At 64.9% G+C, this 23,295-nt stretch carries 25 protein-coding genes; 8 read left to right on the top strand and 17 right to left on the bottom strand.

Annotated elements, in window-relative coordinates; genetic code table 11:
• The first annotated feature begins 19 nt into the window (after nt 1-19).
• The gene (locus tag QX051_RS09870) at nt 20-1,207 is read left to right on the top strand and encodes a lytic murein transglycosylase (RefSeq protein WP_315775961.1); all 1,188 of its coding nucleotides are present in this window, start codon (nt 20-22) and stop codon (nt 1,205-1,207) included.
• A gap of 82 nt (nt 1,208-1,289) precedes the next feature.
• Here QX051_RS09870 and QX051_RS09875 read toward each other — a convergent pair whose 3' ends face one another.
• Both QX051_RS09875 and QX051_RS09880 read right to left on the bottom strand, forming a co-directional pair.
• Nucleotides 1,290-1,571 carry a hypothetical protein gene (locus tag QX051_RS09875; RefSeq protein WP_008964967.1) on the bottom strand — a complete coding sequence of 94 codons (282 nt, stop codon included), beginning with the start codon at nt 1,569-1,571 and terminating at the stop codon, nt 1,290-1,292.
• Between the two features lie 215 nt (nt 1,572-1,786).
• Complete coding sequence (locus QX051_RS09880) at nt 1,787-2,125, bottom strand: hypothetical protein (protein WP_315738586.1); 339 nt, start codon at nt 2,123-2,125, stop codon at nt 1,787-1,789.
• Nucleotides 2,126-2,306: 181 nt separating this feature from the next.
• On the opposite strand from QX051_RS09880, the gene QX051_RS09885 reads away from it, so the two are divergent.
• The 3 genes from QX051_RS09885 (at nt 2,307) to bfr (ending at nt 3,643) form a co-directional block, all read left to right on the top strand.
• Nucleotides 2,307-2,564, top strand: coding sequence for a hypothetical protein (locus QX051_RS09885; RefSeq protein WP_315738585.1), 258 nt, complete (start codon nt 2,307-2,309; stop codon nt 2,562-2,564).
• Between the two features lie 188 nt (nt 2,565-2,752).
• The gene (locus QX051_RS09890) at nt 2,753-3,037 is read left to right on the top strand and encodes a bacterioferritin-associated ferredoxin (protein ID WP_315738584.1); all 285 of its coding nucleotides are present in this window, start codon (nt 2,753-2,755) and stop codon (nt 3,035-3,037) included.
• Between the two features lie 120 nt (nt 3,038-3,157).
• Nucleotides 3,158-3,643: a bacterioferritin gene (gene bfr, locus QX051_RS09895; protein ID WP_315717837.1), complete on the top strand. Its 486-nt coding sequence runs from the start codon at nt 3,158-3,160 to the stop codon at nt 3,641-3,643.
• A gap of 109 nt (nt 3,644-3,752) precedes the next feature.
• Here the strand turns inward: bfr and QX051_RS09900 are convergent, their stop codons facing one another.
• The 5 genes from QX051_RS09900 to QX051_RS09920 all read right to left on the bottom strand — a co-directional run bounded on the left by QX051_RS09900 (nt 3,753) and on the right by QX051_RS09920 (nt 9,857).
• Complete coding sequence (locus tag QX051_RS09900) at nt 3,753-4,064, bottom strand: DUF3240 family protein (RefSeq protein ID WP_315775962.1); 312 nt, start codon at nt 4,062-4,064, stop codon at nt 3,753-3,755.
• On the bottom strand, nt 4,061-7,135 hold the full coding sequence (locus tag QX051_RS09905; RefSeq protein WP_315775963.1) for a CusA/CzcA family heavy metal efflux RND transporter: 3,075 nt from the start codon (nt 7,133-7,135) through the stop codon (nt 4,061-4,063). The genes QX051_RS09900 and QX051_RS09905 overlap by 4 nt, the downstream gene beginning before the upstream one ends.
• On the bottom strand, nt 7,136-8,257 hold the full coding sequence (locus QX051_RS09910; RefSeq protein ID WP_315771986.1) for an efflux RND transporter periplasmic adaptor subunit: 1,122 nt from the start codon (nt 8,255-8,257) through the stop codon (nt 7,136-7,138).
• A 163-nt stretch (nt 8,258-8,420) separates the two neighbouring features.
• On the bottom strand, nt 8,421-8,774 hold the full coding sequence (locus tag QX051_RS09915; RefSeq protein ID WP_315775964.1) for a hypothetical protein: 354 nt from the start codon (nt 8,772-8,774) through the stop codon (nt 8,421-8,423).
• A gap of 21 nt (nt 8,775-8,795) precedes the next feature.
• A complete protein-coding gene (locus tag QX051_RS09920; protein WP_315775965.1) occupies nt 8,796-9,857 on the bottom strand; it encodes an alpha/beta fold hydrolase in 1,062 nt (353 codons plus the stop codon).
• A 96-nt stretch (nt 9,858-9,953) separates the two neighbouring features.
• Between QX051_RS09920 and QX051_RS09925 the strand changes: the two genes are divergently transcribed.
• Entirely contained in the window at nt 9,954-10,226 is a 273-nt protein-coding gene (locus QX051_RS09925) for a DUF2277 domain-containing protein (RefSeq protein WP_315717862.1), read from the top strand.
• A 30-nt stretch (nt 10,227-10,256) separates the two neighbouring features.
• On the opposite strand, the gene QX051_RS09930 is transcribed toward QX051_RS09925, so the two are convergent.
• Nucleotides 10,257-10,784: a collagen-like protein gene (locus QX051_RS09930; RefSeq protein WP_315775966.1), complete on the bottom strand. Its 528-nt coding sequence runs from the start codon at nt 10,782-10,784 to the stop codon at nt 10,257-10,259.
• 161 nt (nt 10,785-10,945) lie between these two features.
• Nucleotides 10,946-11,215 carry a helix-turn-helix domain-containing protein gene (locus tag QX051_RS09935; protein WP_315717831.1) on the bottom strand — a complete coding sequence of 90 codons (270 nt, stop codon included), beginning with the start codon at nt 11,213-11,215 and terminating at the stop codon, nt 10,946-10,948.
• Between the two features lie 416 nt (nt 11,216-11,631).
• On the opposite strand from QX051_RS09935, the gene QX051_RS09940 reads away from it, so the two are divergent.
• Complete coding sequence (locus QX051_RS09940) at nt 11,632-12,072, top strand: hypothetical protein (protein WP_315717830.1); 441 nt, start codon at nt 11,632-11,634, stop codon at nt 12,070-12,072.
• Nucleotides 12,073-12,679: 607 nt separating this feature from the next.
• Entirely contained in the window at nt 12,680-14,296 is a 1,617-nt protein-coding gene (locus QX051_RS09945; protein WP_315775967.1) for an IS1182 family transposase, read from the top strand.
• Between the two features lie 414 nt (nt 14,297-14,710).
• Here the strand turns inward: QX051_RS09945 and QX051_RS09950 are convergent, their stop codons facing one another.
• Nucleotides 14,711-15,238: a mismatch-specific DNA-glycosylase gene (locus QX051_RS09950; RefSeq protein ID WP_315776248.1), complete on the bottom strand. Its 528-nt coding sequence runs from the start codon at nt 15,236-15,238 to the stop codon at nt 14,711-14,713.
• Nucleotides 15,239-15,346: 108 nt separating this feature from the next.
• Between QX051_RS09950 and QX051_RS09955 the strand changes: the two genes are divergently transcribed.
• Complete coding sequence (locus tag QX051_RS09955; protein ID WP_315738576.1) at nt 15,347-15,967, top strand: glutathione S-transferase; 621 nt, start codon at nt 15,347-15,349, stop codon at nt 15,965-15,967.
• Nucleotides 15,968-16,000: 33 nt separating this feature from the next.
• Here the strand turns inward: QX051_RS09955 and QX051_RS09960 are convergent, their stop codons facing one another.
• The 7 genes from QX051_RS09960 to QX051_RS09990 form a co-directional block, all read right to left on the bottom strand.
• Complete coding sequence (locus QX051_RS09960; protein WP_315775968.1) at nt 16,001-16,270, bottom strand: hypothetical protein; 270 nt, start codon at nt 16,268-16,270, stop codon at nt 16,001-16,003.
• A gap of 193 nt (nt 16,271-16,463) precedes the next feature.
• The gene (locus QX051_RS09965; protein WP_315775969.1) at nt 16,464-16,721 is read right to left on the bottom strand and encodes a hypothetical protein; all 258 of its coding nucleotides are present in this window, start codon (nt 16,719-16,721) and stop codon (nt 16,464-16,466) included.
• Nucleotides 16,722-16,909: 188 nt separating this feature from the next.
• A complete protein-coding gene (locus tag QX051_RS09970) occupies nt 16,910-18,169 on the bottom strand; it encodes an acyltransferase (RefSeq protein ID WP_315775970.1) in 1,260 nt (419 codons plus the stop codon).
• A 433-nt stretch (nt 18,170-18,602) separates the two neighbouring features.
• The gene (locus QX051_RS09975) at nt 18,603-18,989 is read right to left on the bottom strand and encodes a RidA family protein (RefSeq protein ID WP_315775971.1); all 387 of its coding nucleotides are present in this window, start codon (nt 18,987-18,989) and stop codon (nt 18,603-18,605) included.
• Nucleotides 18,990-19,557: 568 nt separating this feature from the next.
• On the bottom strand, nt 19,558-21,459 hold the full coding sequence (gene thiC / locus QX051_RS09980) for a phosphomethylpyrimidine synthase ThiC (protein ID WP_315775972.1): 1,902 nt from the start codon (nt 21,457-21,459) through the stop codon (nt 19,558-19,560).
• A 387-nt stretch (nt 21,460-21,846) separates the two neighbouring features.
• Nucleotides 21,847-22,455 (bottom strand): thiamine phosphate synthase, encoded by a 609-nt coding sequence (locus QX051_RS09985; protein ID WP_315775973.1) that lies wholly within the window; start codon nt 22,453-22,455, stop codon nt 21,847-21,849.
• Nucleotides 22,442-23,224: a thiazole synthase gene (locus QX051_RS09990; RefSeq protein WP_315775974.1), complete on the bottom strand. Its 783-nt coding sequence runs from the start codon at nt 23,222-23,224 to the stop codon at nt 22,442-22,444. Before QX051_RS09990 ends, QX051_RS09985 begins: the two co-directional genes overlap by 14 nt.
• Between the last annotated feature and the right edge of the window lie 71 nt (nt 23,225-23,295).

Here is a 23,295-nt window from a genome sequence, read left to right on the forward strand (position 1 = left end):
CGTCGGTCTGGTGCTCTGCATGTTTGGCGATGGCCAAGCGAGCGCGACCGACGCCGCCTTCACGGAGTTCGTCAACTCGCTCTGGCCCGAAGCCAAGGAGCAGGGCGTCTCCCGCGCGACGTTCGAGGCCGAGACGCGCGGGTTGGAGCCTGACTACAAGCTTCCCGATCTGCTGCTGCCCGGCCGGCCCGCGACGGGGGCGCCGGCGCAGGCCGAGTTCGTGCAGGTGCCAGCCGACTACATCAAGGAAGCGTCGATCGCGCGGCTGGCCGCGCATGGTGAGAAGCTGATCCAGCAATATCGTTCGGCGCTCGCCGAGATCGAACGCCGCTTCGGCGTGCCGGGGCCAGTTGTGCTCGCGATCTGGGGCCGCGAAACCGATTTCGGCCGCTATGCGCTGCCCTACGATGCGCTGCGCGTGCTGGCGACGCAGGCCTATGTCGGCCGGCGCAAGGACCAGTACCGCACCGAGTTCATCATGGCGCTGAAGATGCTGAGCGACGGTGTCGTGTCGCGCGGCGATCTCAGGGCCTCATGGGGCGGGGCGGTCGGGCTCACCCAGTTCCTGCCGTCGGAGTACTACAAGCACGGCGTCGATCTCGATGGCGACGGCAAGGTCGATCTCTGGCATTCGGTGCCGGACGCGCTGGGCTCGGCGGCGCTGCAGCTTGCGAACAAGGGCTGGCAGCGCGGCGTGCGCTGGGCCTACGAGGTCAAGCCGCCTGCCAATGTCGATTGCGCGATGGGTGTGCCGGAGGTGAAGAAGCCGATCGGCGAATGGCTGCGGGCCGGCTTCGTCCCGGTGCGTGGCCAGCGGCTGAGCGCAGCCGAGCAGCGGCAGCCGGCGTCGCTGCTGCAGCCTGAGGGCATCTATGGTCCGGCTTTCCTGACGACGGCGAACTACTTCGTCATCAAGGAGTACAATTTCTCCGATCTCTACGTGCTGTTCGTCGGCCACCTCGCGGACCGCATGACGAGTTCGGCCCCGTTCGCGACGCCGTGGGCGGCGTCGAAGCAGCTTCGGAGCAAGGACGTCGAGGCGATGCAGAAGGGCCTGACGCGGCTCGGTCTCTACGGCGACAAGCTGGACGGCAAGGCCGGCATGCAGACCCGCGCCGCGCTCGGCGCATTTCAGAAGAAGGCGGGCCTGAAGGTCGACTGCTGGCCGAGCGAGTCGGTGCTGCAGGCGATCGACGCCGCGCGCTGATCGACCGAATTCAGCGGGTTGGCCGTCAGCAAAAAGCCCGGCCGCAGGGCCGGGCTTGCTGCAACGCTATGCGTCGTCAGGATCAGTAGCAGACGCGAACCGGGCGCGACACCCAGCCGTAGCCGTCCCAATAGCGCTCACGGCGCCACACGCACGGCGGCGGGCCCGGCGGAGGGGCTTCGACATAGACCGGACCGCCATAGGCTGGGCGGCTGGACGCGATCGCGCCGCCGATCAGGGCGCCGCCGATCAGGCCGGCAGCCACGCCGGCACCCACGTCGCCAGCCTTGGCGGCTGGTGCCGTCACGCTCAGCGACCCGGCGATGGTCGCAACCGCAAGCACTGCGGTCAGGATCTTCTTCATGTTCCGAGATCTCCTGGAAGGCGCCCTCGCGGGCACCAGGTTGGTGATTCACGCACGATCAGGGGCCGTCAGCATCGTGAGAAAACACGACAATCCGTCAACCCTTCGTAAACTCTGTCCGACCTGATGCGACGGAAAAACGGTTTTTTCTGGCCGTGGAGGCCGCCGTTCTCGAAATTCCGGTGCAAGGTCATGGAATTAATGAAGGTGAACGATCACTCGCAAACGCGGACGCGGCGAAGCCGCCAGCCATAGCCGTCCCAGAAGCGCTGGCGTTGCCAATAGCAGGCATAGCCGGGATCGGCGACGTAGGCAGGCCCGCCGTAATAGGAGTAGCCCGGCCCGTAGGAATATCCTGGCGAGTAGGAGTAGCCCGGCCCGTAATAATAGGGATTGCTGCCCGCAGCGATGGCGCCACCGATGAGGGCGCCGCCGAGCAGGCCGGCAGCGACACCGGCGGCGACACGACCATTGCGCGCTTCAGCAGGAGCAGGGGCCAGCGCTGCGGTCGACAGCGTCGCGACGGCGGCCAGGGCCGCAAGAGTCTTCTTCATGACCTTAACCTCTCTCACTCCAAGTCGGCGGATCGCGCATCAAGCGATACGGCAGGTTCACATATCCCGCTTGAATGATCAATGAACGGGCGCGTTCCATTGGACGACCCATCTCAAGGATGCGTTCAATGTTGCAGTGCACAAAATTTGACCTCGGTTCGGAGCAGGCATGACTCCCACGATGACGATCGTCGTGGCGATCGGACTGACCTCGGCCATCTGCTACGCGCTGCTGGTTCGCGCCGACCGCGGGCCCAACCGCCGCCGCTCTTCCACCGACACCACCATCAGCGATTCCGGCAGCTCATCGCACGACGGCCAGGGGATCGAACTTGCGAGTTGGTTTTCCAATACCTCGTCAGACGTCGTGGGAAACCCGATCGATGGCGGGGGTGACGGTGGTGACAGTGGTGGAGGCGACGGGGGTGGGGGCGACTGAGTTCCGGCTGCTCGATCGCCACTCGATGGTCGTCCGGCGACGACTTTGATCTGCGGCAAGCTCGCATAGTTGGAGTCGTTCTAGATTGATCTGGAAATTGGAATCGCTTCAAAAGCGCCGTTTTCCCTTTGCGCGGGTAGCTGCGGATGACTATCGATACCTGACCAAGGACGATTGGCCGGTTTCTCATGATTGTTTGTTCCTGCAACGTCATCAGCGATCACGACATCCGCAACGCGGTGAAGTCTGCGGACGAACTGCCGCGGAACCCCAAGCAGGTCTACGGTTGCCTGGGGTGCAGCGCGGAATGCGGCCGCTGTGCGCGCACGATCAAGACGATCATCGACGAGGCGCTGGGTCCTTGCGCCCGCTCCTGCCAGGTTGGCTGTCAGCACGGCCACCATCATGGGGCGGCGCCGGTGCAGGCGATCGATGACGACCTTCAGAGCCGGTTCGCGCTCGCCGCCTGCTGACAGGCGTTTGCCCTCGGTCGCGTGCTTTCCGCCCTAAAAATGCACATGAACGGGGGTCGTCTCCGCACTTCGAACCTGTTATTGAGCGCCTGCGGCCTCTAACTTTTTCGGAGCTTATCCATGCAGGGCGACCCCAAGGTCATTGAATATCTCAACAAGGGATTGCGCAGCGAGCTGACTGCCATCAACCAATATTGGCTGCACTATCGCCTGTTGAACAATTGGGGCCTTCTCGACATGGCGAAGGTCTGGCGCAAGGAATCCATCGAGGAGATGGAGCACGCCGACAAGTTCACCGACCGCATCCTGTTCCTCGACGGCTTTCCGAACATGCAGGTGCTCGATCCCTTGCGCATCGGCCAGAACGTCAAGGAGATCATCGAGTGCGATCTCGCCGCCGAGATCGGCGCGCGGACGCTGTATCAGGAAGCCGCAACCTATTGCCATGGCGTGAAGGACTACGTGTCGCGCGACCTGTTCGAACAACTGATGAAGGACGAGGAGCATCACATCGATTTCCTCGAGACCCAGCTCGACCTGATCAACCGGATCGGTCTCGAGCTCTACACGCAGAAGCACGTCGGCGGCCTCGAGAGCGAGCACTGACGTCGACGGTGAGGCGGTCGTCCGCTTTCGGTACAGGGTCGATTCACGGCTGGTGTTTCATGCCTTGAATCGACCGCCCATGTGACGTGAGGGGCGCCCAGAGTCGTGCTCAGTCGATAATGCCGAAGTCCGTCACGGGCATGACCCAATAGACGAGCTTCGTCCCAGCAAATGCGTTCCTGAGCCGTTCCAGCAGGTGCTCGAGATCCGGTCCCTGCAGCACGATCCGCACGACGACCTCGTCGGCATGTCCCTTGACCCGCTCCGCCGCGCTGCGCAGCCGGACGCGGACGCCATGTCCGGACGCATCAGAGGCCGTAAAGCCGCTCACCAGATCGGTCTGCTCGCTCAGATGGTCGAGCACCTCGGCACGAAGCGCATCCGGCACGATCAGTGTCAGGCAGACGGCTTGGCCGGTCATGTCGCGTCCTTCGCAGCGGCGCCGTAGCGGCGATACAGGATCGGCAACAGGATCAGCGTCAGCAGCGTAGACGACAACAGGCCGCCGATCACGACGATCGCAAGCGGACGCTGGACCTCCGATCCAGGTCCGGATGCAAACAGCAGTGGGATCAATCCGAGCGCCGTGATGCTCGCCGTCATCAGCACCGGCCGCAGCCTGCGCTTTGCGCCTTCGACCACGATGCGCTGCTCGGAGAGCCCGTGAGCGCGCAACTGGTTGAAATGAGACACCAGCACGACGCCGTTGAGCACGGCGATTCCAAGCAGTGCGATGAAGCCGACGGAGGCCGGGACGGAGAGGTATTCGCCGGTCGAGACCAGCGCGAACACGCCGCCGATCAGCGCAAAGGGAATGTTGACGAGGACGAGCAGGGCCTGGCGCACCGAGCCGAACGTCGTGAAGAGCAGCACGAAGATCAGGCCGATCGCGACCGGCACAACGACGGACAGACGCGCGGCTGCACGCTGCTGGTTCTCGAACTGCCCGCCCCATGTCAGCCGATAGCCGGACGGCAGCGGCAGCTCGGCTGCGACCCTTTGCTGGGCCGCCTGCACGAAGCCGACCATGTCACGGCCGCGGACGTTGCTGCGAACCACGCTCATGCGGTTGCCGTCCTCACGATCGATCTTCACTGGGCCGTCGACCCTCTGGATGCGGGCGACCTGCGAGAGCGCAACATGCTGGCCTGACGCAAGCGTCAGCGGCAGCGCCGCCAGCATCGTCGGAGCCTGCCGCGTGGTCTCGCCGCCGCGGACCAGGATCGGCGTCCGGCGTCCCTCCTCGAGCGCGGTGCCGATCGTTCGGCCTTCGATCTGCGTGCGCAAGGCGGCCGAGATCGAGTCCACGGTGAGCCCAAGGCGGCCCGCCTCCATCCGGTTGACGGCGATCGTGTAGTATTGCGCGCCCTCGTTGAGCGTCGTGTAGACGTCTTGGGCCCCATCGATGTCGGACATGATCGCCGACAGCTTCGCTGCGATCTCGTTGAGCTTGGTGATGTCCGGGCCGAAGATCTTGACCGCGACGTCGCCGCGCACGCCGCTGATCATTTCCTGCACGCGCATGTCGATGGGTTGCGTGAAGCTGAGCGAGACGCCGGGGAAGCCGGTCAGGACCTCGCGAAGCTTCTCGAGCAGGACATCGCGGTCGCTGGTCTGCCGCTGGTCTGCCGGCTTGAGCACCAGGAACGTGTCGGTCTGATTGGGTCCCATCGGATCGAGCCCGAGCTCGTCCGAGCCGGTGCGCGCGATGATGCCGGCGACGTCTGGTACCTTCATCAACGCCGTCTGCAGCCGGGCATTGATGGCGAGGGACTCGTCGAGATTGACGGACGGCAGCGTTTCCACGCTAACGATGACGTCGCCTTCGTCCATCGTCGGCATGAAGGTCTTGCCCAGCTGGGTGTAGCCGTATCCCGCGGCAACGAGGCTGACCAGCGCCGCGATGATCACCTTGCGCTCGTTCCCGAGCGCCCAGTCGAGCGCGGGCGCGTAGACGCGCTGCGCTGCCCGGATCAGCATTGGATCGTCATGCGATGCGGATGTGAGCACGAAGGACGTCGCGACCGGAAGCACCGTCAGCGCAAGCAGCAGCGATGCGGCCAGAGCGAAAATGATCGCCAGCGCGACCGGAATGAAGAGCTTTCCCTCCAGCCCCTGCAAGGTGAGCAGCGGAACGAACACGATGATGATGATCAGGACGCCCGAGGCGACCGGCTGCAGGACTTCGCAAACCGAGCGGTAGACGACGTGGATCAGCGGCGTGGCGCTTCCGTGATCGTGCTTGGCGAGATTGCCGACGATGTTCTCGACCACCACGACCAGCGCGTCGATCAGCATGCCGATCGCGATCGCAAGGCCGCCCAGACTCATCAGGTTAGCGGACATGCCGACAGCCCGCATCACGATCAGCGCCATCACGATCGCCAGCGGCAGGCTGAGCGCGATCACCAGCGAGGCGCGCCAATTGCCGAGGAACAGCAGCAGCAGCACGACAACGAGCACCGTGGCTTCGCCCAGCGCCCGGACCACCGTGCCGACGGCGCGGTTGACCAGCCGACTGCGGTCGTAGAACACGTTGATGGAGACGCTGCTCGGCAGCGACGGCTTCAGTTCGTCCAACCGGGCCCGAACGTCGCGCACCAATTGTCCGGCGTTGGCGCCGCGCAGACCGAGCACGAGCCCCTCGACCGTCTCGCCCTTGCCGTCCGTCGTGACGGCGCCATAGCGGGTGAGTGCGCCGATCTTGACCCTTGCGACGTCGCTGACCCGGATCGGGATTCCGTCGCGGGTGTCGACGATGATCGCCCGGATGTCGTCGATGCCGCGGATGCTGCCTTCGATGCGGACCAGCGCGCTGTCTTCGCCCTGGTTGACCCGCCCGGCACCGTCGTTGCGGCTGTTGGCCTCGATGGCCTTGCGAAACAGCTCGGACGAGATGCCGCGCGCCGCCAGCGCGTCGTTCCTCGGCACGATTTCGAAGGCCCGGACATAGCCGCCGAGCGCGTTGACGTCGGCTACTCCGGGCACCGTGCGCAGCGCTGGGCGGATGACCCAGTCGAGCAAGGTCCGGCGTTCGGCCAGCGACAGTTCGGGACTGTCGATCGTGAACATGAACATCTCGCCCAGAGGGCTCGTGATCGGGGCGAGGCCCCCGTTCACGCCCTCGGGAAAGTCGCGCGAGATGTTGGACAGCCGCTCCGACACCTGATTGCGGGCCCAGTAGATGTCGGTGCCGTCCTCGAAATCGACGGTGATGTCGGCCAGCGCGTATTTCGTGGTCGAGCGAAGGATCTTCTTGTTCGGCAACCCGAGCAGCTCCAGCTCGATCGGTACCGTGATGCGCTGCTCGACCTCTTCCGGCGTCAGGCCGGGAGCCTTCATGATGATCTTCACCTGGACCGGCGAGACGTCTGGAAAGGCGTCGATCGGCAGGCTCGGCAAGACAACGGCGCCTGCGCCGATCACCAGCAGCGTGCTGAGGATGACGAAGAGCCGCTGTGACAGCGCGAATGCGACCAGCCGTTGCAGCATCTACTGCCCCAGTCGCGAGAGGATGCCGCGCAACGCCGAGATGCCGCCGATGGCGATCTCGTTCTTGTCCGTGAGGGGGCCTGCGATGACGACGTGATCCTGATCCTCCGCGAGCAGGGTGACCGCAACGAGCCGGAAGCCGCCTTCCGTGGCAACGAACACCGCGGTCTGCTCACCGCGCCGGACGAGGCCGCTATAGGGAATTTCCCACGCGCTTTCTCCTGCCGAGACAAAGCCGATGCGGGCCGCCGCCATTTGTCCGGAATGCAGTTCGCCGTTGTTGGGAATCTCGGCGCGGACGAGAATTGTCTGCGTGGCGGCATCGGTCGTCTCGGACACCAGGATGACCTGGCCCGGTGTCGCATAGCCTTCGATGTCGACCTTGGCGCCGGTCTTGATGGCGCCGATGTTGGTTGCGGGAATCGCGATCTCGGCCCATAGCGGCGACAGCCGGGCGAGCTTCACCAGTGACGCGGCCTGTTCCAGGCGCTGGCCCGGCGATACCGCGAGCTCGACCACGGACGCCGTGCGCGGGGCCGTCACAGTGAGCGTCGCGCTGATCGCCGCCTCGCTGCTGAGCCGGGCGATGGCTTCGTCGGACAGCCCGCTGATGTGCAGCATCTGCCGACGTTCGGCGACGACGATGCTGGCCTGGCGCGCTTCGGTCTGGCTCGACTCCAGCACGCGTTGCGGGATGGCCTTGCCTTCGAACAGGTCGGCATTGCGCTTCAACTGCTGAACCGCGAGAACCTCCTGGGCCAGCGCATGCAGGTAATCGCGCTGGAGCGAGACGAAGCTCGGACTCTCCAGCGTGAGCAGCGGTTGTCCGACGGTCACGCGATCGCCGCGGGCAACGGCGAGGTTGGTGATCATCCCCGCGACCGGCGCGCTGACGACCCACAGTTGAGGCGTGGGAATGACGATCTGCGCGGGATAGGGCAGCGTTTTGTCCATCCGGCTGGAGATCGGATGCGTCACGCGCACGCCGAGGTTCTGCGCCTGGCTTGGCGTGAGCTTCAGCTCATCATCGGCCGATGCGGCGCAGGGCGCCACAACGAGAGCCAGCCCGAGAGACGCCCGGGCCAGACGGCCTGCGGACCAGTGAAACAATCGCTTGGGCATCTCGATCAAGAATCTTCAGGTTCATGCATGACACATTCTGTACACTATTTCGGCCGGTTTCCGCGACTGTTGACTTAGGTCAATCGGAGCTAGTCACGAAACCGGAGGTCACTTCTCGTGCCGCTAATGAGTCGCATGAGTGGTAGCCGCACGCGCCAGCGCCTCATACGGCATCGGCGGGAACGAAACAGTTGATGATGATGTCGCCGCGGTGATGGACGTACCACACCACGGCCTCGCCGATCGGGTTGCCGCGGTCGCGGATGATGGCGCGTTCCGGCACCGCCATCCACCGGCCTTCGATCGGCACCCAATAGGTGCCGTCGCGCACGTCATAGGTCGTGCGGTGGCCGTCGGAGACATCGCAGCATGGCACGCCGTTGGGCGCGATCACGCTCTTGAACCACGCGCGAATGTCAGGCGGGACGTTGTCGAACTGCCCGTTGTCGAAGGCGGCGGCGACGGTCGCGCAGGCGAGCGAGCCCATCGTGAGACCGGCCAGCACCATCCTGCGCATTCAACGCTCCCTTCTGCGGACCTACATGCCGCGCTGTGGCGCCGTCGCCAGCAATTCGCGCAGCGGCTCGGCGTAGAACTTCGCATTTCCGGTGGTCAGGTGGCCGCGCGTTTCGGCCGAGGTCGGGATGAGCAGGAGCTTGCCGTTGGCGACGCGCTTCATGGCGTCGACCGTCACGCCGGTCTCCGGCGGGTTGCGCTCGTCGTCGGCCGAGTTGATCAGCATCACGGTCGCCTTGATCTTGTCGAGATCGGCAGACGGATTGTAGTCGTGCGACGAGTCCCACTGATAGATGAAGTCGTTGGCGTCGGTGGGAATGGGCGTGGCGAGCCGCTCCTCGACCAGCTTGTCGGCCTTGGCCGCGGTCGGTGCCGCGAGCTGATAGGCGATGGTGCCGCCGGCCGTGGCGGTGGCATAGGCCGTGACGGCATATTTCATCATGCGCGGCTGTGCGGTGTAGTTGCCGCCATTGTAGTCGGGATCGTTGCGGATCGTCTCCAGCATCAGCCGGCGCAGCATCCAGTTGCGGGCCGCCATTTCAGTCGGCTGCGAGGCCATCGGCACCGCGGCGTCCATGAAGTCCGGATAGCGCGTGGCCCACACCCAGCTGTGCATCCCGCCCATGGAATTGCCGATCACGAGCCGGACGTGCTTGATGCCGAGGCCCTCGGTCAGCAGGCGATGCTGCGCATCGACCATGTCGGCATAGTCATAGGCGGGAAACCTGGTCTTCAGCCCGTCGGAGGGCTTCGACGATTTGCCGTGGCCGATGCTGTCGGGAATGATGATGTAGTACCTGGTTGCATCGAGCGGCTGGCCCTTGCCGAACAATTCGCCGGCGAAGGTCGGCACCAGCATGCTTCCGCCTGAGCCGCCGGTGCCATGCAGCACCAGCACCGGCTGCCCGGTCGGCTCGCCGACCGTCGTATAGTGCAGCCTCAGCTCCGGCAGCGTCTCGCCGGTGTGAAACTTGAAATCCTTGACGACGAAGTCGCCCTGCTTCGGGGCGGGATAGTCGGCGGCGCGGGCCGGCGCGCAAAAAACGACGACGGCGGCAAAAACGGCGGCAAGCGGTCGAACCATGGACTCCCCCTGATCATGCGCGACTCTTCCGGCCGCGTCGGGGACATGATAGCACGATCTGCGACTTGGTTCAGTACCGGATTGATGGGACTCATCATGTGCCGCAACATCAAGACGCTGTTCAATTTCGAGCCGCCGGCGACGGAGGCTGAAATTCAGGCCTCGGCCCTGCAATTCGTGCGCAAGCTGTCCGGCTTCAATGCGCCGTCGCAGGCCAACGAGGCCGCCTTCGCCCGCGCGGTCGAGGAGGTGGCCGACGCCGCGCGGCGGCTCTTGACCTCGCTGCAGACCCAGGCCCCGCCGCGCGACCGCGAGATCGAGGCGGCCAAGGCGCGGGAGCGTTCGGCGGCCAGGTTCGGCCCGCGCTGAGGCCCATCGTGCCCTGACAGAAGGCGAAGCTCAGAACCCATCGTCGTCGTGGTCGTGGCGGTCCTGGGCTTGCTTGTCGTGCTTCTTCTTTTTCTTGCCCTTTTTCTTTTTCTTCTTCTTCGGGATGTCGATGTCGTGCGGATCGTCGTCCTCGAAGGCCTCGTCCAGCGCATCGTCATGGGTCGTCGCGGCGAAGATGTCGCGCACCGCGACCAGCTCGGCCTCGCGCTCATGCGCCTCGCGATCCCGCGCGCGCTTGTAGTCGTCATAGGCCGCGAAGATCTGCTCGAGCCAGGGCATCAGCTGATCGATCGTCGGCAGCGTGCCCGGCGGTCCCGGTTCACCCTGCGGACCTTGAGGCCCCTGCGGTCCCGGCTTGCCGGGCGGGCCTTGCTCGCCGCGCGGCCCTTGCGGGCCGGGCTTGCCTTGCGCACCTGCCTTGCCGTCGGAACCCGGCTTGCCGCGCTGACCATCTGGCCCGCGCCGCCCGGGCTGCCCCTGCGGGCCACGTGGACCCACGGGGCCCTGCAGGCCGCGTCCGGCCGGATTCTTTGCCACTACCGCAACTCCGCTACACACCTCTGATTCGCGGCGAAGCGTAACAGAGCCGCGATGATGGCAGCAATTGCAGCAGGGCTGCGAGGCCGATTGATCAACATCAATCGGCCTCGCATCCTGATGAGTTCCACGCGATGGGATATCGCGTGGCCGCCGTTGGATCAGGCCGAATAGGCCGGCACCGCGATGCCGTCGGCCGTGTAGATGCGGATCTTGTTGCGCAAAGTGCGCACGGGCATGCCGAGCAGCCTTGCTGCGTGGGTACGGTTGCCGTTGCAGCGCGCCAGGGTCTGCACGATGAGCTCGCGCTCGATCTCGGACAACGGCGTGCCGATCAACAGCGGCAGGACCTCCGCCGCGGAGCGCGACGGTGGCATGGCAAGCGGCACGAGTGACGGACTTGCGGCTTCGGATGACAATTCTTGCGACATAACTCCTCCCGATCAACGCCCACGCCGACACTGAAACGACGCGCAAACATCGAGACCAACTAAACATCCAGCCCGTAGATCACCGTGGTCCGACAAGGTTAATGGGGCCTTAACGCGGGCGTCCTGTTGTCGCACCGGTGCCGAATACCCCGAAATGGCCTTGGTTTCGCGCGGGTCTCGACCCATTTGGCCGGCGTCGACGCGCGTCCACGATGGGGGTGCAGAGGACTAATCGTCGGACCGCCACAGTTCCTGCGCTGCGAGCGCATCATATCGAACACACCGGCGGCTGCGCATGCACGGTGCCGTGCAAAGGGCTAAATTCGGCCCGATCGATTCGCTTAGTGGGGCACGATCGTCGCACACGGCCATCGAATTACCTCAAGCCCAAATTCACTTCGCTGGAGACTTCATCCATGACAATTGCATCCTCGCTTCGCGGTCTGCTGGTGGCACTGACAGCTGCTTGCGGCGCTGTCATTCCGGCCACGGCGCACGCAGATGGCGGCTTCATCACGCTGACCATCTACAAAGCGGGGTGGATCATCGGCGGCTCCGGCGGCAGCGGCGTGTTGAACTTTCATGGCCGCGCCTATCCGCTGTCGACCGGCGGCCTCGACTGGGGCCTGGTGTTCGGCGGCTCGCGCACGGTGCTGCGCGGCCGCGTCAGCAACATCTGGCGTCCGTCCGACGTCGAGGGCGTCTATGGCGCCGCCGGCGCGGGCCTTGCCGTCGGCCGCGGCGTGCGCGGCATCGTGCTGACCAACCAGAAGGGCGCGGTGCTGGAGCTCTCGGGTGAGCAGATCGGCCTCTTGGCGAACGTCGATCTGTCGGGGCTTGCTATCACGATCAGGTAGTTGCGTCGTCGTCGTCATCGTGGACGCCTAGCAACTCACAACAGGTGTCATCGCCCGGCTTGACTGGGCGATGGCCGTTGTTGCGTGCTGAGCATTGCCAACACCGTCTCTCTCCCTCTCTTCTGCTCATAAGCCCGCGCTCTCGCCGCACCGCGTGCGCGAGGGATGCATCGTGAGAGCCCCGTCGAAAATCGAGAGGGGCAGGGAAGGCCGGGAGCTCGCCGCTCCCATGGTCCGCGTGCAACAAAAAAGCACGCGGCAGAACCACAGGTTCGGCGGAGACATCCCGGCCTTCCCTGCGCGCATGGTTTGACGGCTTATACGTGGTCTCCCTGGTGCGCCGGGCTTGTTGGCCACCATTGCGCGCGCTACGCTTTCGCATGAGCACGCACGTGACACCAGCTTCGGGGTGTCAGGACATCACGACTTCACCGTACGTGACAGCCGGCGCTCGTCGGGCGCAGCCACCACGTCCACCGCGGCCCACCTCCACGTATCGTGACGACGCGTACGTCCCTCTGCATGAGGCGGGTTGAGCGAAAACATCGTCCTGATTTGCCCGACGAGGCTGGGCAAGAACTCAGTGTTCACGGTAAGATTTGGGGGCATGACGAATCGGCCGTTCAAGAGCGGCGAGAGCCGCGATCAAAAGAGCCTGCTTCCGCCTCGGATTGAGGATTATGTCGGGCCGGACAATCCGGTTCGTGCGATTGACAGCTACGTCAACGCTCTCGATCTGGCCAAGCTTGGCTTCCGCCACGCCAAGCGGAGGGGATCGGGTGTCGGGCAGCCGCCGTACGATCCGGCGGACCTGCTGAAGCTTTATCTCTATGGTTATCTGAACCAGATCAGATCGTCGCGCCGGCTCGAGCGTGAAGCCGGCCGCAATCTGGAGCTGATCTGGTTGTTGAGGAACCTGAAGCCCGGCTATCGGACGATTGCGAACTTCCGCAAGGAGAACTGGGCTGCCTTGAAGGCGGCGAACCGTAGCTTCGTCCTGTTGCTGCAGGAGATCGGGTTGATCGGCGGGACCCTGGTCGCGGTCGACGGCGCGCTGTTCCACGGCAATGCCAGCAAGGACAGCATCTTCACGCGCGGGAAGCTCGCCAAACAGATCGCCAAGCTCGATGAGGAGATTGAGGCGTACGGCAAGTCTCTCGACACCAACGACGCGGCGGAAGCCAAGCAGCCCGACGACGGCAAGGATGGCAACAAGGATGGCGGCGATGTCGGGGACAAGATCAAGGAGCTGATGGCCAGGCGTGAACGCGCACAGTCCGATCTGGAGAACCTGGACAAGGGCGACAAGGGACAGGTGTCGAAGACCGATTCCGATGCGCGACTGCTGAGCAAGGGCGACCAGACGATCGCAGGCTACAATGTCCAGAGCGTCGTCGACGACAAGCATAAGCTGATCATCGCCAGCGAGGTCGTCAATCGCAGCGATACAGGACACCTTCATATGATGGCGAAGGCGGCCAAGGAGGGCCTCCAGGTCGAGGCGCTGCAGATACTGGCAGATGTCGGCTATTACAACAGCGAGGATATCAAGGCTTGCGAGGATGACGGCGTCACCGCCTATGTCCCGCTGCATCACGGCAATGGCAAGAAGCACGGTCGCTTCACGCGAGGTGACTTCACCTACAATTCCGCGACCGACACCTACCAGTGTCCCGCAGGCCAAGCGCTGCATCCAACAAAGAAGCTCTGGAAGAATACGAGCGGCAGGATGGAACGCCGCTACCTGGCCTCCGTGGCGACTTGCGGCATCTGCCCCCTCAAGGCGTCTTGTCTCTCTGCGAAGGAAAAAAGCCGCCGCGTCTCTCGATGGGAGCACGAAGAGGTGCTGGATCGTCACCGCCAGAGGATGGCGAGCGAACAGGCCGGCCAATTGATGCGCCGCCGCTCGGCCATCGTCGAGCACCCGTTCGGCACGCTCAAGTGCCGCGCCGGCTATCAGCACTTCCTTGTCCGCGGCTTCGACAAGGTTCGCGGGGAATGGAGCCTCATGGCGCTCTGCTACAATCTCACCCGCGCCCTCAACATTCTCGGCTTCGACGACTTCCTCGCCCGCATCGCCGAATGGGCTCTTGCAGCTCTACATGCCACTTCCGGCGAAGCGAGGGGCGCATGGGAGGCGGTTTCGCTTGCCCTGATCCGATTCTGGACCATGATGCAGTCATGGCTCGAAATTGCACCGCGCCGAGCCCTCTCACCCCCCTAATTCGGATTCTTGCCCAGCCTCGACGTGGCAAGCGCGCGTGGGTGCGACAAACTAACACGACGGGCAGTTTGCGCATGATGCGCATGCGCGGATTGCCCGTCGGGCAGAGATAGGATGCTTCACCTCGGTGACGTGGATAGCCACAACCGCGCGTCGGATCGCCAGCATTGCGCTCTGCGATGCAGCGCCCTCTCCCCTTGTGGGAGAGGGCATCTCCGGCCGATCAGCCCGCTCGCTTGGGTGAGGGGTCTCTCTCAGCAAACTACGCTCGGAGAGGGACCCCTCACCCGAGCGCGTTTGCCGCTCTATACTACATGCCCTCTCCCACAAGGGGAGAGGGCGCAGTCATCGGCATTGCGCGGATCGTCGTCAGCGAGTCGCTTGCCGCAATGATGATGGGCTTACTACCCATCATCACCGCACGCGAGTCGGCTGCGCGTCTGAGGTCTGGGCCAAATGCATCGCCAGCTCCCGCCACGGCGCCAATGTCCACGCACCCGACGCCGCGCCGGAGGGCGAGGCGAGCACGAACGTGGTCGGGAAGTCGGCCTGCTCCGGCTGCCGCCCGAGCGCGATCGCGCCGGTCGGCTTGCCGTAGAACAGGCTCGCCGCCTTCTTGCTGGTGAAGGCGACCGCTGCCGGTCGATGCTGCCGGATCTTGTCGGCGAAACCGGCGACGTCGACGCCGGCCTTCAGCGCGACATGGTCCATGCCCGCGCCCAGCTTGCACAGATCGGTGAAGCCGATGCCGAGCGACAGCAGCGCTGGAAACTCGTGCGGCTGGTACAGCCGTGGCGTCAGGCCGACGGAGAACAGCGTCGGCCAGAAGCGGTTGCCGGGATGGGCGTAATAGTGCCCGGTCGCCGCCGAGCGCTCGCTCGCGGCGGTGCCGACGAAGACGAGGCGCAGGCCGGGCTGGAGCTGGTCGGGCAGGCGGTCCATGGCGCCGTTGTCGCATTGTTGCAGTCGTTGCAACAGGCTGTTGACGCGATGCTGCATTGTTGCTGCGGCGGCCGTGGTCTAGGTGACGGCGAGCAACAGGAGCACAGCATGTCGCAACGTCGTCTGTATCATTTCGTCCTTTCCGGCCACGCGCATCGCGTGCGGCTCATGTTGAGCCTGCTTGACCTGCCTTGCGAGCTCGTCGAGGTCGACCTCAAGGGCGGCGCGCACAAGCGGCCGGACTTTCTCGCGCTCAATTCGTTCGGCCAGGTGCCGGTGCTGGTCGACGGCGACGCCGTCATCCCGGACTCCAATGCGATCCTGGTCTATCTCGCCGGCCGCTATGACGGCTCGGGCAAATGGCTGCCGCGCGATCCGCTCGGCCAGGCGCAGGTCCAGCGCTGGCTGTCGGCCGCGGCCGGTCCGCTCGCGTTCGGCCCGGCAGCGGCGCGGGTGGCGACCTTGTTCGGCGCCCCGCTGGACATGGCGAGGGCGCATCTGCTCGCCAACAGCCTGTTCACGGTGATGGAGCGCGAACTCGCCGCGCGGCCGTTCCTCACCGGCGCGGCGCCGACCATCGCCGACGTCGCGCTCTACAGCTACACCGCGCACGCGCCCGAAGGCGGCGTGTCGCTGACGCCGTACCCGAGCGTGCAGGCGTGGCTGGCGCGGATCACTGATCTGCCCGGATTCGTGCCGATGCAGGCGAGCGCGGTCAGCGCCGCCTGACCGCCGCCATGCATGAATGCGTGCGAACGCCGCTTACAGGAAGCAGCGGCGCTCGTCGCGCAGCTTGAGCTGGATGTTGGTCGCCTCGACGAAGGTCGGCACCGGCTTGGAAACGATCTTGTAGGTCGACGGCCACTCCACCGGCTTCGACTGCAACTCGGTGTTCCAGATCTGGCAGATGCCGGTGTTGTCCCAGCGGATCACGTAGTAGCCGGACGTGGGCGCAGGCGCGGCGAAGGCGGTAGGCACGATCGAGGCGGCTGCAATGGCCGTGGCGGCAGCGAACGTGGTCAGGCGACGCATCATCAATCTCCTCAAACGAAACAACGACAATCGCCCGCCTGCGCGGGCCACCGGCCTTGCGGCCGGACCAAGGCCCAAGTGGTGCGACAAAAGCGCGCGCAACGCAAGCCGCCCGTGCCGTCGTTCACAGCGATGTCCGGGATGTGAATGACGACATGCGGTCGTCACATGATGCCGTCAGGGGCGCGCCGGCTTACAGCGTGCAGCGGCCCTGCTGGCGGAGCGTGATCTGGCGGGTCACGGCGTCGTTGAACGTCGGCACCGGCCGGCTGATGACCTGATAGCCGGACGGCCATGCGATCGGCTTGAAGGCGAAGGCCTCGCTCCAGACCTGGCAGATGCCGGTGTTGTCCCAGCGGATGATGTAGTAGCCGGCCTGCGCCGGCGCAGCGGCGAGCAGCGCGGCCGCGGCGAGGCCTGCGGCAAGACAGACTGTGGTGAAACGAGGCATCGTGAAAACTCCGGCAACAAACTGGCCCAGCCCGCGGCCGGCCCTATGTCGGAGCGGTCTCGATCAATTTGAAGGCAGCCGCGCGCGAATCGTGCGGCAAAAGCGCGCGATGCCCCCGGCCGATGATGAGGCGCGATGAGGTGGCGGAGCGAGAGGCCTCTCGGCGTGCGTAGCGCGTCGCGCAGGCCTCAGGAGTGGATGCCTCCGGCGCTCGGTCGGGACGAGAACCGGAGATCGCCGCTGAAGCTCGCGGTCGGAACCAGCGCCGGACCCGCGCCGGCGAGGAGCGCCTGCGAGGCCACCGGCCCCGCGCGCCGGCGCAGGAAGTGGCGCTCGAGATAGGCGTAGGACAGCGTGGCCGCCACGACCGACAGCGGCAGCCCGATCGCGAGCCGCAGCGGCCACCAGACGCCGTAGCTGTCCAGGAAATTCAGGACCGGCAGGTGCCAGAGATAGATGCCGTAGAAGATCCGGCCGAGGAAGATCGCGACCGGCCATTCGAAGATGCGGTGGCAGATCGTGCCGTGGCTGCGCATCAGCATGGTCAACGCGAGGATGCCGGGAAGTACGCCGCACACCATGCTGCCGAACAGATAGTAGTTCATGCTCGGCCCGTCCGCCGGCCAGAACAGGAAGGTGACCGTGCCCCAATAGATCAGGAGCGGCCACGCCAGCTTCGGCCAGAGCCGGTCGAGCGCGGGTGAGGTGCCGTGCGGCACCAGCCTGAGCACGACGGCCATCGCGCATCCCGCCATCAGTGCATCGGCGCGGGTGTCGAACGCGGTGTAGAGCCGGCGCCACTCGGCCCCATCGAGCACCAGCGCCACGCGCCAGGCCCAGATCGCGGCCGCAATGGCGCAGATGGCGCCGACCAATCGCCAGGTGACGCCGAGGCGCTTGACCAGGACTGCGAAGGTCAGCGGCCACAGCAGATAGAACTGCTCCTCGGTCGACAGCGTCCAGGTGTGGCCGATGTCCTCGATCGTCTTCGGGTCGAACACATACCAGTAGTTGGCGATGTAGGAGAGCGCGATCGCGGCGCGTTCCAGCGCCGGGAGGAATGGCGGCCGCAGCAGCCAGGTGAACAGCAGATAGGCGGCGAGCATCAGCAGCAGCGGCGGCACGATCCGGGCGAAGCGCCGCGCATAGAACTGCCGGAACCTGATGTGGCCGTGCTTGTCGATGTCCCGCAGCAGCAGGCCGGTGATGTAATAGGCGCTCGCCACGAAGAACAGGTCGATATAGAGCACCGCGCCCGGCACGAGCGTGTGCGAGACATGGGCCGTAACGACGCCCAGGGTCATCAGCCCGCGCATGCCGTCATGCGAGGGAACGTAGCCGAGCGGATAGACCTGGGCCTGGAAGGCCTCCCGGATCGCCTCCCGCAATGGCGCCGTGGCGGCGCCGACGAGGCGGAACAGGGCATGGAACGGCCATGAATAAAACATCTATCGTGAAATTTTCGGAGATAATGTTTCGGACTATTAAATCCTATTTAAAATTTAAATCGTCCGCAAGAGACGAAAATCGCGGAGCGGGGGCCATCACGACGCAGGGTTGCAGAAGAATGAGGCAGGCCGCCTGTGGCGGTGGCAAACGGCGGCGCGGCTCGGCATCATTGCGGTGGATGAAGGGGACCTCGCGGTTGAACTGCGCTTGGGCGACGGCGAGTAGTTGAGGCCGGCGAATTCTGCAGGCGGAGCGGTTGCTTCCTGCACGGAGAACGTAGGGCGGGTTAGCGCCCGCGGGACGATTTCACCGCGGAGGGAATGTTTGCCAGGGCGCGTAACCCGCCGCCTGCGCGGAATGGTGGGTTACGCGAACGGCTTTCAGCCATGTGCGAGCGTGGAGAGATCGTCGGTTGCCGTCCGCTAACCCACCCTACCGTTTCACGACCGCCGCGACGCCCTCGATCTCGATCAGCATCTTCGGATCAGGCAGCGCCACCACCACGCAGGTGGTGCGCGCCGGATACGGCGCCGGCCCGAACGCCGCGGCGTAAAGCCGGTTCATGGTCGCAACATCAGCGGCGCGCGTCAGCAGCACGTTGACCTTGACGAGGTCGCGAATATCAGCGCCGCCTTCGGTCAGGACGCGGGTGAAGTTGGTCACGACATTGGCGAACTGCGCGTCGAAGTCGTCGGGCAGGTTGCCGTGGGCGTCGAAGCCGGGAATGCCGGAGACGAAGAGGAGATCGCCGACGCGGGTGCCGAACGACAGCGGCGGGGCTTTGATGTGGGGTGGGGCGGGGATGTGGTGGATGGGCATGGGACGTCCATTTCGATCTCGTAACTATTCACCAGAGGCGCAAAGCACGCGCTAGGACCTGGGCAGTGGATTTCGGCAGGCTACCGAAAATTCCTACTAATGCAAAGGCGACCGGCCACAGGCAGGCGGCTAGACCGAACAACCAGTGCTGCTTCGGCTCGCGGGAAGACCGTTCGGACATCAGATTCTCCTGCTTCTTTCGCCGCGAAGGTGATGTCCTTTCCTACAAAGTACAATGATGAAAGAACTTAGTTGGCGGTCGGTTTAACGGGCCATTAAACCGAAATTGACCTAATCCCTTGGGTTTACTTACTCGCGTTCCTTGCGGATAGTTGTGGATTGGGAACGTGAAGGAGGCTGTTTCTGCATTCGTCGACCGTTCCTTGTCGCTGAAATTGAGAAGGCGGACATCGGCGAGCTTCCGTCATTGTCGCAACAAGCGGCAACCAACGCATCAATTGCGAAATCGAAGGACCGAGCAGATCTCAAACAAAAAGCCGGGCTTGCGCCCGGCTTTGATGGATGGCCGGGGCAAGCCCGGCCATGACGATGGAGAGAGCGGGGCGGCTCAGGACAGCGCCTTGTTGCTCTCCTTCACCTTCTCCGCATCCAGATACACGCTGCCGCCCATTTCCTTGAACTTGGCGCTCATCTGGGCCATGCCGTCCTCGATGGTGCCGCTGATGGTCATGCCAACGGTGGTCGGATCATTCAGCGTGGCGGCGTAGTCGCGGACGTCCTGGGTGATCTTCATCGAGCAGAATTTCGGGCCGCACATCGAGCAGAAATGCGCGACCTTGTGGGCTTCCTTCGGCAGGGTCTCGTCGTGGAAGTGCTTTGCGGTCTCCGGATCGAGGCCGAGGTTGAACTGGTCGGTCCAGCGGAAGTCGAAGCGGGCGCGGGACAGCGCGTCGTCGCGGAGCTGCGCTGCGGGATGGCCCTTGGCGAGATCGGCGGCGTGGGCGGCGATCTTGTAGGTGATGACGCCGACCTTGACGTCGTTGCGGTCGGGCAGGCCGAGATGCTCCTTCGGCGTCACGTAGCACAGCATGGCGCAGCCGAACCAGCCGATCATCGCCGCACCGATGCCCGAAGTGATGTGGTCGTAGCCCGGCGCGATGTCGGTGGTCAGCGGCCCCAAGGTGTAGAACGGCGCCTCGCCGCACTCCTTGAGCTGCTTGTCCATGTTGATCTTGATCTTGTGCATCGGCACGTGGCCGGGGCCCTCGATCATCACCTGGCAACCCTTGTCCCAGGCGATCTTGGTCAGCTCGCCAAGCGTTTCCAGTTCAGCAAACTGCGCGCGGTCGTTGGCGTCCGCGATCGAGCCGGGGCGCAGGCCGTCGCCGAGCGAGAACGAGACGTCATACTTGCGCATGATGTCGCAGATCTCCTCGAAATGGGTGTAGAGGAAGCTCTCCTTGTGATGCGCGAGGCACCACTTGGCCATGATCGAGCCGCCACGCGAGACGATGCCGGTGACGCGGCTCGCGGTGAGGTGGATGTAGGCCAGCCGCACGCCGGCATGGATGGTGAAGTAGTCGACGCCCTGCTCGCACTGCTCGATCAGGGTGTCCTTGTAGAGCTCCCAGGTCAGCTGCACCGGGTCGCCGTTGCACTTCTCCAGCGCCTGGTAGATCGGCACGGTGCCGATCGGCACCGGCGAATTGCGCAGGATCCACTCGCGCGTGGTGTGGATGTTGCGGCCCGTGGAGAGGTCCATCACGGTGTCGGCGCCCCAGCGGATCGCCCACACCATCTTGTCGACTTCTTCTTCAACCGAGGAGGTCACCGCCGAGTTGCCGATATTGGCGTTGATCTTGGTGAGGAAGTTGCGGCCGATGATCATCGGCTCCAGCTCGGCATGGTTGATGTTGCAGGGGATGATGGCGCGTCCCCGCGCGATCTCCGAGCGCACGAACTCCGGGGTGATGAAGGCCGGGACCTCGGCGCCGAAGCTTTCGCCGTCGGCGAGCGCGGCCTCGGCGCGCTCGAGCTGGGCCTTGCGGCCGAGATTCTCGCGCTCGGCGACGTAGATCATCTCCTTGGTGATGATGCCGGCGCGGGCGAATTCGAGCTGGGTGATCTTGTGGCCGTCGAGGCCGCGCAGCGGCTTGTGATGCGCGGTGAAGGCCTTTGCGGCCTTGTCGGCGCCGACATTGCCGTTGTCCTCCGGCTTGATGTCGCGGCCCACATATTCCTCGACGCCGCCGCGCTCGCGCACCCAGGCAATGCGGGCGCGCGACAGGCCGGCGTTGACGTCGATCGTCACGGTCGGATCGGTGTAGGGGCCGGAGGTGTCGTAGACAGGCAGGTTCGGCTCACCGGCGCCTTCCGAAAGGATGATCTCGCGCAGCGGCACGCGCAGGTCGGGCGCGGCATCAGGCGTCGCGTAGATCTTGCGCGAGGAGGGCAGCGGGCCGGTGGTGACGGCGGGCAGGGTCGTGTCGGGATTGGAGCGGATGTTCATGGGATACTCCTTCTCAATCGTTGTTGTCGGAGTGAATGGGGGACGTCACTGCGAGGAGCACTTGCGACGAAGCAATCCAGGGCTGCTCACGTCGCTCTGGATTGCGTCGCTTCGCTCGCAATGACGGTGGAGAGAGTTGAGCCTCATGCCAGTTGCTCGCTCGTACCGAGCCGAGGGCGAAAATGAGTTGTCGACGTAAGGGGCGGATGCTGTTCAGGCTCCCTCCCCCCTTGTGGGGGAGGGTTGGGGAGGGGGGTAACCCCGCGTTCGGTGCTCGTGGCTCACCCCCCTCCCTAGCCCTCCCCCACAAGGGGGGAGGGAACGAGCTCGTGTGGGGCGAGGTCGGGGCCCAATCGCTCTCAGACGCATTCGCAATATCAGCGCGCGTCATGCCGGCTCCTTCGTCGCATCGAGCCAGGCGCGGACGCGGGCGTCGGGGTCTACATTCTGGGTGACGTCGCTGACGACCGCGATGGAATCGGCGCCGGCGGCAAAGATCTCTGCGGCCTGCTCCAGCTTGATGCCGCCGATCGCGACCAGCGGAATCGTGCCGACGCGCTTCTTCCACTCGGTGATCTTCGCGACGCCCTGCGGAGCGAAGCGCATCGCCTTCAACGTGGTCGGGAAGATCGGACCGAGCGCGACGTAGTCGGGCTTGGCCGCGAGCGCGGTTTCCAGCTCGGCGTCGTCATGGGTCGAGAGGCCGAGCGTCAGGCCGGCCTCCTTGATCGCGGCGACGTCGGCCTCCGCAAGATCCTCCTGGCCGAGATGGACGTGCGCGGCGCCGGCGACGATCGCGGCGCGCCAATAGTCGTTGACGATCAGCCTGGTCGCGGTGCCCTTGGTGATGGCGAGCGCGTCGGTGACGATCTGCAGCGCCTCGCCGTCGTTGAGGTCTTTCGCGCGCAACTGCACGGTGCCGACGCCGAGCCTGGTCAGGCGCTCGACCCAGGCGAGGCTGTCGACGACAGGATAGAAGCGATCAGGATACGGCATGCCAGAACGGTGTCCCAACGACAGGAGTGGAGGGCGAGGCGAAATCACGGGCGTCCATCAGCCCGGCCTCAAAGGCGGTGCGGCCGGCCTCGCAGCCGAGCCGGAAGGCGCGCGCCATCGCGACCGGGTCGGCGGCTTTTGCCACCGCGGTGTTGAGCAGCACGGCGTCGTAGCCGAGCTCGAGCGCCTCCGCCGCGTGCGAGGGCGCGCCGAGGCCGGCGTCGACGACGAGGCTGATGTCAGGCAGGCGGTCGCGTAGGAGCTTGAGCGCATCGCGATTGGTGATGCCCTTGGCCGAGCCGATCGGCGCCGCCCAGGGCATCACGACCTTGCAGCCGGCATCGACCAGGCGCATCGCGACCGTGAGATCCTCGGTGCAATAGGGGAAGACCTCGAAACCGTCCTTGATCAGGATGGTCGCGGCTTCGACGAGCCCGACCACGTCGGGCTGCAAGGTGTCGTTGTCGCCGATCACCTCGAGCTTGATCCAGCTCGTGCCGAACAATTCGCGCGCGAGCTTGGCGGTCGTCACCGCCTCGCGCACGCTGCGGCAGCCGGCGGTGTTCGGCAGCACCGTGACATCGAGCGCGTTGATCAGCTTCCAGAACGCATCGCCGGTCTTGCCGCCGGCGGCCTCGCGCCGCAGCGACACGGTGACGATCTGCGCGCCCGATGCGCGGATCGCGTCCTGCATGATCGCGGGCGAGGGGTAGAGCGCGGTGCCGATGAGCAGGCGGGAGGTGAAAGTCTTGTCGTAGAAGGTGGGCATCAATGGTCTCCGCCATGTCGGACGGTGGTCGCCGCAACGAAGCCTGTCATCCCCGCGAAAGCGGGGATCCA

Origin of the sequence: Bradyrhizobium sp. SZCCHNR1053 (genome assembly GCF_032381235.1) — a bacterium.
Lineage (GTDB): Bacteria > Pseudomonadota > Alphaproteobacteria > Rhizobiales > Xanthobacteraceae > Bradyrhizobium.